The sequence below is a fragment of the uncultured Shewanella sp. genome, from assembly GCF_947491715.1.
In the GTDB taxonomy this organism is placed as follows: Bacteria; Pseudomonadota; Gammaproteobacteria; order Enterobacterales; family Shewanellaceae; genus Shewanella.
On the sequence record NZ_CANLKR010000067.1, the window covers coordinates 1 to 12,394 of the forward strand.

Here is a 12,394-nt window from a genome sequence, read left to right on the forward strand (position 1 = left end):
GCGTTTAACGCCCATTGCTTTTGAGGTTTTCATAGATAAGTCTCCAAAGTGTCAACTTACCTCAGGACGGAACAAAGTATTTTGAAAAGGCTGAGCAGCAATGCTCAGCCTTTTTTGTATGGACTGCTCGTCCTGTATACTTTTCCGCGTACTCTTGCCATACCAATCTCAGAGATGATTATTGCCTGATCCCACTAAGACTCGCATATTTGAGGTTAACCACTTAAAGCAAGGCTTTGAGTTCCTCTAGGCGGGTAATTCGAATATGAGGCAACAAACGGCTTTGCTTATTCATCACATTATGTTCCAGCGTGGTGAATGTGGTATTGAGCTCATTCTCTGTATCCACATCGCCAAAAGCGGGGCTTAACCAAGCCGCCTGACAGCCCGCTTGGCGCGCCCCACACACATCACTGTGACTGCTGTCGCCAATATGCATAAGTTGATGTGCATCGATGTTGAGCCGATTTAAGGCCAAATGGAACATGTCACCAAACGGCTTCATGCGCATGCCATTGCCCGGCGACAAAGAAAACTCAATCAAACCATCAAGACCAATACGCTTCGCATCAACATTGCCATTAGTAATGGCTATCAAGGGATATTTTTGCTGTAAGCTTTTGAGTAAATCAAGCACAGTATCGGAAATACGAAAATCACTGCGATAATGCAAAAAATACGCTAATGCTTCAAAAGCTCCTTTTTGGGCTTGTCCTTGAGAATAACCCGCATCCAGTAAGCCTTGTTCTATTGCCATACGCCTCAACTGGCTGACATCATGAGCAAGCCCTGGATGACACTCTAAAAGCTTAGCCTTAACTCGCATGATTTCATTGGCATGCCATTGCTCTGTCGCAGTAAATTTATCGTGAAGATGCGCCAGTAAGGCTTGTTCAGCACGGCGCATAATGGGTCGATTGTCATATAAAGTATCATCAAGATCGAAACTTAAACAGCTAATCGCTTGTGGTTTAATGAAAACCTGCATCACCCACTCCTACTCTTTAGGTTTATTGCGCTTGGTTGCTTTTTTAGCTCTAGGATGAGCACCGTCATAGACTTTAGCCAGATGTTGAAAATCTAAGCTGGTATAAATTTGTGTTGTTGACAGATTAGCATGCCCAAGCAGCTCTTGCACGGCCCGTAAATCGCGACTCGATTCTAACATGTGCGTGGCAAAGGAGTGACGCAACTTATGAGGATGCACTTTCATATTGAGGCCTTGTTCTAGCCCCCATTTTTTAAGCCTAGCTTGAATGCTGCGATGGGATAAACGGCCACCTTTTGCCGTCACAAACACCGCATCATCACTGCAAGCTATCCCTTGACGCAGTGCTAACCAGTCTTTAAGTGCCGTCATCGCCATGCTGCCAATGGGAATAATACGTTCTTTACCCCCTTTGCCTAACACTTTTACTTGCTGATCGGTTAATTGAAGATCGGGAATATCAACACTCGCCAATTCCGCTAAACGCAGTCCACTAGAATAAAACAGCTCCAGTATTGCTCTATCTCTAACTGAAAGCAGATCATCGCCTTTGATATCTAACAAATGCGTGACGGAATCCACATCCATATTCTTAGGCAATGGCTTATTCAACTTAGGCGCACGCAAATGCGAAGCAGAATTTACCGCGATCCGCTTTTCTTGTAATAAAAACAACCCAAACTGCTTTACCGACGATACTGTTAAGGCTAACGATCGCGGCGATAACCCTTGGCGATGAAGTTTACTCAAGCCCGACTGTAAGGTTTGATGAGACACAGTATTCCAGTCAATAGGATCAGAAAATATGCCAGCAAATCTTTTTATTTCATACAAGTAATTACGCACTGTATGTAATGATAATTGGCGCTCAGTTTTCAGATAACGTTCAAAATCCTTGAGGCTTTGCTCTAAAGTCAACTGACTTTCTCCAAAACAGACATCTTTAATCAATCAGTGTAGTGATTTTATGAAAATAGGAAAGACTTAGCTGACAGCTTAATGAAGCTAAATCTTTAGAATAGGACGCTCATTTAGCGCAAATATTGAGGCTAGCACGAATATTGAAAAAAAGGCTAGCTTGGAGGCACTAACCTGTAGAGTGCTTATATTGAAACACTAAACCTTCAGAAATTATAATTAAATCTGATGCTTAGAGACTAATTCTTAAACCTAGCATTTCGGGACTAAGTGATCTAACAGTTGCTTGATTTGATCTAAAAGCAGATGGTCCATGTCAGGCTGAAAATGCGTTGGATCCGATATAGCAATGGCAAAAATCACTTGACCACACTCTTTTGAAAGGCGAGATAAGGCTACAGATCCCACGTCAGAGCCAAATAAACGTTGAGACTCAGACTGGGTTAAGCGGCCAAAATAATAGCCTTGATTTAAGCGTTTTTGCCAAATATGGGCCAACTCACTGTCAACCTCATGGACCGAAATCAGGCGCACATGACTAAAATTAAATTGCTGTTTTAACTCATTAGACAAGACTTGCCTTAAATCCCCAATACCTTCACATTCAAGCAATTTTAACGACAAGGCATTATTGAACATGTAAATTTGCTCATTACGGGTTGCCATTGTCATGAGTGCCGTTATTTCTTCTTCTAATTGGTGTACTTGCTCACGCAATGCACTTTGCTGGCGCTCAACCAGAGACACAGTCCCCCGCTCTTGATGGGGAATGCGCATTCCAGTCAATAGTTCAGGAAATCGCGCAAAAAAGTTTGGATTTTCCAGTAGATATTCTCGAATCAAAATTTCATCAAACGGCGGTGTATTTTGTTTATGTTGCAGATCTGTCATTGCGGTATTTGTCCATCGAATACATGTACAGCTGGGCCTGTCATCCATAAAGGTTTCCCTTCACCTTCCCAGTTTATCACTAAGGTGCCACCGGGTAACTCAACCTTGACCCGTGGTCCTAATTTACCTTGTATTTGCCCCACCACGACAGCTGCGCAGGCGCCCGTACCACAAGCCAAGGTTTCAGCAGCACCTCGCTCATACACTCTCAACTTTATATGATCCGTACTCACGACTTGCATAAACCCCACATTCACGCCTTTTGGAAAACGTTCATGTTGAGTGAGTAAACGCCCAATGTCATCAACGGGCTCACTGGCCACATCCTCTACATCTAACACACAATGAGGGTTCCCCATAGAGACGGCGCCACAAAGAAAGGTTTTCAAGGGCGTAGGCAGTAAATAGGTTTTTTCCACTTTCTTGGCGGTAAATGGAATTTTATTAGGCTCTAAAATCGGGATCCCCATATTGACTGTCACTTGACCGTCATGTTCCACCTTTAAGGTAATTTTGCCTGAAGAGGTACTGACTTTAATTTTTTTCTTATTGGTCAGCCCTTTATTTCGAACAAAACGCGCAAAGCAACGTGCACCATTGCCACATTGCTCCACTTCTCCACCGTCCGCATTAAAAATACGGTAATGAAAGTCGAGATCCGGATCATAAGGCGGCTCAACCAAGAGCAATTGATCAAACCCTATCCCAAAGTTTCTGTCGGCAAGGCGCTTGATTTGATCCGGCGAGAAAAACACATTTTGTGTCACGCCATCAACCACCATAAAATCATTACCGAGTCCTTGCATTTTAGCGAATTGGATCAAGATAGGTGTCCTTAAAACTTAACGGTTTTCAATATATGCTCAATTTACGGTAAGCATTGCTCTCCTTGCCATAACTGAGGCAAGGTTTCACGCTCACGAATAAGGTGCACTTGACTACCATCCACCATTAATTCTGCTGAGCGAGGACGCGTATTATAATTGGATGACATAGTAAAACCATAAGCGCCGGCCGAACGAACAGCTAAAAAGTCACCGGCTGCAATATTTAACGCTCTGTCTTTACCCAAAAAATCACCTGTTTCACATACAGGTCCTACTATATCATAGTTAAGCGAAGCACCTTGACGAGAAATCACCGGAATAATATTTTGCCATGCACTGTAAAGAGCAGGACGTAATAAGTCATTCATCGCGCCATCGACGAGGGCAAAATGCTTATTACCATTTTGCTTTAAATACAGCACTTCTGTGACAAAAATCCCCGCATTAGCAGCAATGGCACGCCCTGGCTCAAAAATCAAGGTTAAGTCTCTGTCCCCCAATCGCTCAAGTAATGCCGCAGCATACACATCCGGTTGTGGCGGCGTTTCATCATCATAAGTGACCCCTAAACCGCCACCGACATCAAAATGCTCAATCTCTATGCCTTTTGCTGCCAAGCGATCAATCAAGGCCAACATTCTATCCATAGCATCTAAAAAAGGTTGAATATCTGTCAATTGAGAACCAATATGGCAATCCACCCCTTTCACATGAATATGGCTCAAAGTATGGGCCCTAGCAAAAAGCGCTTCCGCTTCTTCCATTGTGATACCAAACTTATTTTCTTTAAGGCCCGTTGAAATATAAGGGTGGGTTTTTGCATCAACATCCGGGTTCACTCGTAAAGACACTGGCGCGACTTTGCCTAATCGCTGCGCCACACTTTGTAACTGCTCAAGCTCAGCACCCGACTCAACATTGAAACAATGAATATTGAGCTTTAAGGCCATCTCCATCTCAGCTACGGTTTTACCCACACCAGAAAAAACCACTTTTGCTGGATCGCCACCCGCTTCAATAACCCGTGAAAGTTCACCACCTGACACAATATCAAAACCACTGCCCAAACGTGCCAATACGTTTAATACCGCTAGGTTTGAGTTTGCTTTTACTGCATAACAAATAAGGTGAGGATGTGCACCCACAGCATTGTCAAATGCATGCCAATGCCTTTCTAATGTCGCGCGCGAATAAATATAAAGTGGGGTGCCATGCTGACGTGCCAATGCTTCTACTTGACAATCTTCCGCATACAATTCATCGGCTTTATAGAGAAAATGATCCAACAGCTTATTCCTTAATTACAACGTCACTAATGGCAAGATTACTGACTAACTTCACTTGGTGTGTTTGTGTCTTGGGATTGGGTACCAGTGTCATCTTGCGGAGCTTGAGTCGTCTCTGGCTCAGGTGCACGATATAAACCACTTTTTTGCCCACAACCTAGAATGACTAGATTAACAAGAGCCAATAATAAAAACAGCTTCATTTTTCTCAACATTAAAATATCCGATTATATAGTAGTAATTAATAACATTTATTCAACTTAACTGTAATACATCCTGCCAGCATGAAACGATTATTGGATCTCGATGGTTACAAAGTTAGGACGCTAAGGTCAAGCATCAAAGAAAAATAATCGAGCGTCGATACATGCCCCTATCAATCAGGTTTGACGATAATCATTAAGAGATTTTAAATAACCTTTAAAATTAATACAAAGTTAATTGATGCCATTCTCAACTGTGTCAGCTTAACAGATAGATTCATCGCGTCAGGTTCACTTTTTGCGTGCTCACTTCTGCAATACAAAGATAAATAACGAAACTCGTGCAGTTACTCAATCTGGTTGGTATTATACCTGTTTTATGACTCTTTCGACGATAAGGATAGCTTTCCCATGGCCATGACAGATACAGAATTTCATCAATTAGCCGACGAAATGTTTCACGCCATCGACAACGCCATTGAATATGCTATCGATGAACAAGATGAAGATCTTGATATTGATGCATCAGGTAATGTTTTACAATTAACCTTTGCCGATCGCTCACAAATTGTCATCAATAAACAAGAACCCTTACATCAAATTTGGGTCGCCACTAAATTTGGGGGGTATCATTTCTCCTATGTTGATGAAAAGTGGATCGACGAGCGAAATGGTGGCGAATTTATGCCTTTTGTACTTGATTCAATTTTGCGTCAAAGTGGCATACAGCTGCTCATCAACAGATAAAAGTAACCCCTGTATTTTTGTGCTATAAAGTTACCTGTCTCGCATTCTATCCGCCTGACACTGTACACATAATTATTGGCAATGATAGCATTGCCCTCATTACGATTTTTGACGGAAAAAGACATGTCTGAAAACCTGCTCCGCATTGCCACTCGAAAAAGCCCTTTAGCCCTTTGGCAAGCTGAATTTGTAAAAGCTGAGCTTGAAAAAGCCCATTCTGGATTGGTGGTTGAACTGGTTCCTATGAGCACTAAAGGTGATATCCTACTGGATACCCCTTTAGCAAAAGTTGGCGGTAAAGGCCTTTTTGTCAAAGAGTTAGAAGTTGCGATTTTAGAAAACAGAGCAGATATTGCCGTTCATTCAATGAAAGATGTCCCCGTCGATTTTCCTGAGGGTCTAGGGTTATCAGTCATTTGTGAAAGAGACGATCACCGAGATGCCTTTGTCTCTAATACCTATGCCAACATTGATGCCCTGCCTCAAGGCGCCACAGTGGGTACTTCTAGTCTTCGCCGTCAATGTCAAATAAGAGCCGCACGCCCCGATTTAGTGATCAAAGATCTACGGGGCAATGTCGGCACACGTTTAGCTAAACTGGATGCCGGTCAGTATGATGCTATCATTCTTGCCGCAGCTGGATTGAAGCGTTTAAACCTCATTGAACGCATTGCCAGCTATATTGAAGCCGAAATATCGCTCCCCGCTAATGGGCAAGGCGCTGTTGGCATAGAGTGCCGCCTCAATGATGAACGCATTAAAACCTTGCTCGCCCCCCTTGAACATACTCAAACGCGCTATCGCGTCACGGCCGAGCGGGCGATGAACACTTATCTTGAAGGCGGTTGCCAAGTTCCCATTGGTGCTTATGCTGAAATCAAAGAAAAGACATTGTATCTTCGAGGGTTGGTCGGAAAACCCGATGGCAGTTTAATTATTCGCGCCAAAGCTTCAGGCCCTGTCTCTGAGGCTGAAAACATCGGCATTAGCTTGGCTAAAGATCTGCTAAACCAAGGCGCCAAAGACATTCTTGATGCCGTTTATCGAACCTAAGGCCAATCGTTAATGACAGTGCTACTGACTCGCCCTGAGGGAAAAAACCACGCCATGGCGGTAGCACTGGAAAAACAGGGTATTCCCTATTTGATAACGCCACTTATCAAGGTCGTTCCGACTTTAATATCACGTCATCAAGATCGCTTCACTCACGCAGATGCGATTATTTTTGTCAGCACGAATGCCGTGACATTTGCCAGCCAATTGCACTCCTTCCCTTGGCCAACCGACATACCGTATTTTGCCGTCGGACAAGCCACTCAAGATGCATTGCTCGCCTTGGGTATTCAAGCCATTGCACCAATTAAGGGAGCGCCTCAAACCAGTGAAGGATTACTCGCCCTACCAGAACTCGCATCCATTCAAAAGAAAAACATTCTTATTGTAAGAGGCATGGGTGGACGAGAGACACTCGCCGATATTCTCAAGCAGCGCCAAGCACGAGTAACTTATTGGGAAGTCTACCAAAGAGTTCCTGTGGAATTGGATCCAAATCAAATCACAAATCAATGGCAAATCGCAAAAATAGACACTATTATTGTGACCAGTGGCGAAATACTCAGCAATTTGGTTAAATTGGTTCCTAATGAGTTATTTTCTTGGCTTCAAACTTGTCATATCATAGTCCCTAGCGCAAGAGTTGAACAACTTGCTTTTCAACAGGGACTACAACACGTCACGAACGCAAAAGCCGCTAATTCAAATGCAATGATTAGCGCATTAATAACTTAGTCCCGTATGGACATGTACCCAATGAAAATGAAGAGAATAAGACAACTTTTACGACTTTCTATTGAGATGATATTTTTAAAGGCCTCATTGCCTCACTTATCCGTTAGCCTTTCGCTATTTTGTGTAAGTTAAGCTAAGAGTCTTGAACACACTTTTTATCTGAATTTGGGTATTTATCACTGGCAACTGAATAACATGGTTGCATTATTGCTTTCAAGGATTGTTAAATGGACAATAAAAAAACCGATCTCCCTGCCAAAAAAACCGAGGAAGAAGCGACTACTCCATCCGTAGAACCAACTCAATCAAAACCACAGAAGCCCACTCCTTCGACTCATACAGCGGTTCATCCATCAAACTCAGGGAAAGTTTGGGGACTACTCTTGTTGCTCGTCATTATCACTGCATTAGGTGCAATAGGCGGTATTTACCTTTATCAGCAACTGCAAGCCCAACAGAATGCCACGGGTCAACTGGAGCAAAAAATAACCACATCAATGATCCAACCCAACAAAAAAATTAACCAGTTAACTTCTGAGCAAGCGCAATTAACACAAAAACTCAACCAAGAATTGATCCAATTTAATCAAACGCAAACAGAGCTCAAACAACAAGTCGCGCAGATCGCACAGCGCAGCCCAAATACTTGGCGAGCCGAAGAAGCCTTATATTTAGTCAGGCTCGCAGGCCGTAAATTATGGTTAGAGCACGATCCAAGAACCGCTGCCAGTTTACTCAAAGCCGCTGATGAGCGAGTTGAATCCATGATGGATCCCTCCCTCACTCCTTTACGAAAAGCCTTATCAAAAGATATATCTGCCGTTCTTTCAATCAAAGAAGCCGATATTTCAGGCACTGCACTCACACTCGATGACATTATCGATAGTCTCAACACCCTCCCATTACATCGCAGTGAAATGAGTAAAACGGAACAATCCGATAACGATCAAATGTCAAATTCTGTCAATGATTGGCAAACTAATCTGGCAAAATCTTGGCATGCATTAATTGATGACTTTGTTCTTATCCGTAAACGCACAACAGATGTTGCACCTCTTCTTGCACCGAATCAACAATGGTACCTCATCGAAAATATACAAAATAAGTTATTGCAAGCACAGCTCTCCTTATACCGTCAGGATCAGGTTAATTATCGCAGTTCTTTGGCACTGGCTAAAAAATGGATAACGCAATATTTTGATTTAAGTAATGCCAAAGTCGCCGATACCATAACGACTTTAGATGCATTACTCACGCTTAAAATTGAAACCACTCAAATCAAACATTTTCAATCAATGAAGTTACTCACTCAAGTGGTCAATTATGGTAATTTACTCAGCGAGGAGCCTAAATCATGATCCGCGCGCTCATTTATCTTGCCATTATACTCATTGGCCTTTGTGTTAGCCCTTTTTTAGTCGGCAATACGGGATATCTCTATATTGCCATTGGTGATTATCAGATTGAAACCAGTCTCGTTTTTGCCGTTATTGCTATTGTCGTTTTTTATAGTCTATTACAATTAATTGAATTTGCTTTGATTTTCTTCCTTAACCTGGTCGTTAATAGTCGCTATTTACCCGAACGTTGGCGTAAAAATACAGCAAGAAAACACACACTTTTAGGTGCACTTTCTTTAGCTGAAGAAGATTGGGAAAATGCAGAAAAGGCCATGTTAAAAGGCGCTGCTAAAGGTGAGATACCCACATTAAATTATCTTGCAGCAGCCAGAGCCGCACAACATCAGTCCGATATTAAGGCTCGGGATACCTATCTTGAAAAAGCAGAGAAAGATCCAATTGCTCGAAACGCAATAACAACCACTCGGGCTAGGTACCTATTTCAACAAGGTGAATTAGCTCAAGCGCGTATCGAATTAGATAAGCTCGCTCCCACCAGTAAAAGTAAACCTGCTATTTTAAATTTAGCTATTGAATTGTACCAAGCGCAGCAAGATTGGCAGGCTCTCAAACTGATTTTGCCTATCATCAAAAAAAAGCAGTTATTATCAGAAAAAGCGTTAAACCAATTAGCGCTTACCATTAATACTCAAGTGTTAACAACAGCAGCTGAAACCGATTTACAAGCATTGGAGAAATGCTGGCATTGGTTAAGCCGAAATGAACGTAAACAACCAGAATATATTGCATTATACGCCTTAGGTTTATATAAAAATCAACAAAGTAAAAACGCACTGACTTTGCTGCTTAAACAAATCAAAAGTCAGCCCTCTAACGTTATTTTTGCTGCTTTATCGCAAATCTTACATCAAACAGATAGTGATGCATTCAAACAACTATTAGCTTTAGAAACACGCTATGCAGAACATCTAAGTTATCAAACTTGTATTGCAACCATTTACCAACAAAGTAGTGATTTTGAACAGGCTAAGATTTGGTGGCAAAAAGTCTGCTACCAACAAGAAACAAAAGCGAATCTAGCCGCGCTTGCAAGGGTCCAAGGCAAAACGGGTGAACAAGAAAGAGCACTGCAAACCTATTGTAAAGCAATAAACCTATAGACCTTTTTTGACTAAAAAACCACCTTAATGGTGGTTTTTTATGTATGAAAACACATTTATAGAATAAAAAAACATAGCCAAGCAGTAATCAAACACTGAATGCAAATATGCAAACTCAATTAGTGATTGGAAATGGCAGGTAAATTGGTTTTGTTTTAAATGATAGTCGGCTATCTTTTGAAATCAATGCTAAGTCACTTGCAGAGTTTAAAGAACACCACGTACAAATCAGTCTTGCACAAATCGATAATGTCGACAACACTGTCATCGCAACCGACACAAAGGGGTACTTAGTTAACCCTTGCCTTTGACAGTATCTATGACGGACATTTGAATCAAAATATCGTATCAGATGGCATTGATTTATTTGAGCAGTATGGCATGGATTTATTTGAGCAGTATGGCATGGATACCGATAATGAAAGTGCGGTCATCAATCCTCTATTAGGTGATGGAAGCACAGGCGCGTTAATTGTCGATACCACCTCATCGCGCAGTGATACTGCCTTTTTCAGTGAATAGCCAAAACTCAACCAAACACGTCGCCAATAAAAACATCATTAATAGAACATTTTTATATATTAAAACCACTAAAACAATATATTTTTTATATATACAGCACCATTAATAGAACAAAAAAAGCCTAGTCAAGTTACTTCTCAATATGATAGGTCGCTGATGCTATACTTTCTCTTACCAAAGCTTTTATGATTAACACTCACCCCTCATTTTAATTAGTACATACTGATAACAATAAAAAAACACAATCACACAGACTGTTCCACTCTATTTTACTTTAGTAGCCGACTTTACGACTCTCTTTTGCCCTAAAAGATACAAATAGATTCAAATGTTTCTCTAGTGTTAATTAAAAATAATTTACATAAGAGTAGATACTTCACAACATCACCGCCCTCATTTGACAGCCTTATGAAGCCAATTAGACTTAAGTATGTTAAGGGAATAATTATAAACCCACCCTCGACATAACCTTTTATCATTTCTTTACATGGATGAATGCAAACAGGATTATGTATTATGGCTGTAACGACCATCACTTTAGAAGCAAAAACACCATTCATTGTTAAAGACATTACTCAAGGCCAGATTTACGTTAAAGATGCAAATGGAGAGCTAACCCTCCTTGCCGTCGGAGATACCATTCAAGTGGGTGATAGCTTTGAATATAACAGCGAGGCTCAGTTTGTTTTAACATCAGGTAGTGAAAGCTTAACAGCAGATACGATTGCTTCATCCAATATGGTCACTAAAGAAATCTCTTCAGCTCCAGAAACAGAAGAAAAAGTGCTACTCAGTGATGGAGATACTTATACAGTCCACATTGATAGAGACGGTAATGAAGTGAGGCCCACTGCTGGGTTTGATAGCCAAATTGGTGCCAGTGATGGATCAGCTCAAGCAAGCTTCATCGATAATCTCATTGTTGATGGTAACAATGACCCCGATGATACTGCAACAAACGCCTTTCATTCAGGGCTATATCCAAATACCGGACTCACTTTCAACACAGTTTCTCAAGATGGCACTATTAACATTAATGAATCTGAAAGTGATGTTACAGTCTCTGGAACAGCACTTTATGAAGCTAATGAAGGTGATAACGTTAAATTTAGTGCCATCATTAATGATAAAGAAGTGGATTTAGGCAGTACAACAATTGATGCAAACAAAGAGTTTACCATAGACTTTGCAGGGAACGATTTAGTTAGCGTTAAAGATTTCACTATTAAAGCAACCATAACAACTTATTCATCTGAAGGACTCTACACAACTATTTCAGAGGATCTAGCATTTGATATAGATCTCACTCGTCCTGAACCCACGATTGCCCTTAATTCAATCACCAATGACAATATCGTCAGCATAGAAGAACATAATAATAACATTGAAATATCAGGCATTGTTGGTGGTGATGCAAAAGTGGGTGATAAAGTGACGGTGACAGTCAATGAACAAAGTTACTCAGCCACTGTCGATACGGATTATACTTTCACGGTCTCAGTTGATGGCAAAGAAGTTGCGGAAGATACTAGTATCACAGCAACTGTACTCAGTTATGATAAAGCTGGAAATTCCAGTGACGGTGTACCGTCATCAACCACGACTAAAACCTATGAAGTCGATCTTACGGCCCCTGAGCCCACAATTACCGTCAATCACATTACCGCTGACAATATTGTTAATGCCGCTGAAGAAGGGCGTGA

13 protein-coding genes are annotated in these 12,394 nt (G+C 41.4%); 7 read left to right on the plus strand and 6 right to left on the minus strand.

Annotated features, from left to right (window positions below):
• Positions 1-223 precede the first annotated feature (223 nt).
• From Q0779_RS23090 to Q0779_RS23115, 6 genes are all read right to left on the minus strand, one after another.
• A complete protein-coding gene (locus tag Q0779_RS23090) occupies positions 224-988 on the minus strand; it encodes an HAD-IA family hydrolase (protein WP_298776524.1) in 765 nt (254 codons plus the stop codon).
• A 9-nt stretch (positions 989-997) separates the two neighbouring features.
• The gene (xerC, locus tag Q0779_RS23095) at positions 998-1,906 is read right to left on the minus strand and encodes a tyrosine recombinase XerC (RefSeq protein WP_298776526.1); all 909 of its coding nucleotides are present in this window, start codon (positions 1,904-1,906) and stop codon (positions 998-1,000) included.
• A gap of 252 nt (positions 1,907-2,158) precedes the next feature.
• Complete coding sequence (locus Q0779_RS23100; protein ID WP_298776529.1) at positions 2,159-2,797, minus strand: DUF484 family protein; 639 nt, start codon at positions 2,795-2,797, stop codon at positions 2,159-2,161.
• Positions 2,794-3,621: a diaminopimelate epimerase gene (gene dapF / locus Q0779_RS23105; RefSeq protein WP_298776531.1), complete on the minus strand. Its 828-nt coding sequence runs from the start codon at positions 3,619-3,621 to the stop codon at positions 2,794-2,796. Before dapF ends, Q0779_RS23100 begins: the two co-directional genes overlap by 4 nt.
• Before the next feature lie 44 nt (positions 3,622-3,665).
• Positions 3,666-4,910, minus strand: coding sequence for a diaminopimelate decarboxylase (lysA, locus tag Q0779_RS23110; RefSeq protein ID WP_298776533.1), 1,245 nt, complete (start codon positions 4,908-4,910; stop codon positions 3,666-3,668).
• A gap of 38 nt (positions 4,911-4,948) precedes the next feature.
• On the minus strand, positions 4,949-5,125 hold the full coding sequence (locus Q0779_RS23115) for a hypothetical protein (protein ID WP_298776536.1): 177 nt from the start codon (positions 5,123-5,125) through the stop codon (positions 4,949-4,951).
• Between the two features lie 399 nt (positions 5,126-5,524).
• On the opposite strand from Q0779_RS23115, the gene cyaY reads away from it, so the two are divergent.
• The 7 genes from cyaY to Q0779_RS23150 all read left to right on the plus strand — a co-directional run.
• The gene (gene cyaY / locus Q0779_RS23120; protein WP_298776539.1) at positions 5,525-5,860 is read left to right on the plus strand and encodes an iron donor protein CyaY; all 336 of its coding nucleotides are present in this window, start codon (positions 5,525-5,527) and stop codon (positions 5,858-5,860) included.
• Positions 5,861-5,983: 123 nt separating this feature from the next.
• Complete coding sequence (hemC, locus tag Q0779_RS23125; RefSeq protein ID WP_298776542.1) at positions 5,984-6,913, plus strand: hydroxymethylbilane synthase; 930 nt, start codon at positions 5,984-5,986, stop codon at positions 6,911-6,913.
• Between the two features lie 12 nt (positions 6,914-6,925).
• The gene (locus Q0779_RS23130) at positions 6,926-7,648 is read left to right on the plus strand and encodes a uroporphyrinogen-III synthase (protein ID WP_298776544.1); all 723 of its coding nucleotides are present in this window, start codon (positions 6,926-6,928) and stop codon (positions 7,646-7,648) included.
• 227 nt (positions 7,649-7,875) lie between these two features.
• The gene (locus Q0779_RS23135) at positions 7,876-9,006 is read left to right on the plus strand and encodes a uroporphyrinogen-III C-methyltransferase (RefSeq protein ID WP_298776546.1); all 1,131 of its coding nucleotides are present in this window, start codon (positions 7,876-7,878) and stop codon (positions 9,004-9,006) included.
• On the plus strand, positions 9,003-10,169 hold the full coding sequence (locus Q0779_RS23140) for a heme biosynthesis HemY N-terminal domain-containing protein (RefSeq protein ID WP_298776548.1): 1,167 nt from the start codon (positions 9,003-9,005) through the stop codon (positions 10,167-10,169). The genes Q0779_RS23135 and Q0779_RS23140 overlap by 4 nt, the downstream gene beginning before the upstream one ends.
• A gap of 330 nt (positions 10,170-10,499) precedes the next feature.
• Positions 10,500-10,691: a hypothetical protein gene (locus tag Q0779_RS23145; RefSeq protein WP_298776550.1), complete on the plus strand. Its 192-nt coding sequence runs from the start codon at positions 10,500-10,502 to the stop codon at positions 10,689-10,691.
• A gap of 516 nt (positions 10,692-11,207) precedes the next feature.
• Positions 11,208-12,394 (plus strand): Ig-like domain-containing protein (locus tag Q0779_RS23150; protein ID WP_298776552.1); only part of this gene is annotated, 1,187 nt, incomplete at its 3' end.

What these genes read in the sequence shown, in the direction of transcription:
- Q0779_RS23100 (WP_298776529.1), bottom strand. Translation starts at nt 2,797, where the DNA reads ATGACAGATCTGCAACATAAACAAAATACACCGCCGTTTGATGAAATT.
- Q0779_RS23140 (WP_298776548.1), top strand. Translation starts at nt 9,003, where the DNA reads ATGATCCGCGCGCTCATTTATCTTGCCATTATACTCATTGGCCTTTGT.
- cyaY (WP_298776539.1), top strand. Translation starts at nt 5,525, where the DNA reads ATGGCCATGACAGATACAGAATTTCATCAATTAGCCGACGAAATGTTT.
- hemC (WP_298776542.1), top strand. Translation starts at nt 5,984, where the DNA reads ATGTCTGAAAACCTGCTCCGCATTGCCACTCGAAAAAGCCCTTTAGCC.
- Q0779_RS23115 (WP_298776536.1), bottom strand. Translation starts at nt 5,125, where the DNA reads ATGTTGAGAAAAATGAAGCTGTTTTTATTATTGGCTCTTGTTAATCTA.
- Q0779_RS23090 (WP_298776524.1), bottom strand. Translation starts at nt 988, where the DNA reads ATGCAGGTTTTCATTAAACCACAAGCGATTAGCTGTTTAAGTTTCGAT.
- Q0779_RS23130 (WP_298776544.1), top strand. Translation starts at nt 6,926, where the DNA reads ATGACAGTGCTACTGACTCGCCCTGAGGGAAAAAACCACGCCATGGCG.
- Q0779_RS23135 (WP_298776546.1), top strand. Translation starts at nt 7,876, where the DNA reads ATGGACAATAAAAAAACCGATCTCCCTGCCAAAAAAACCGAGGAAGAA.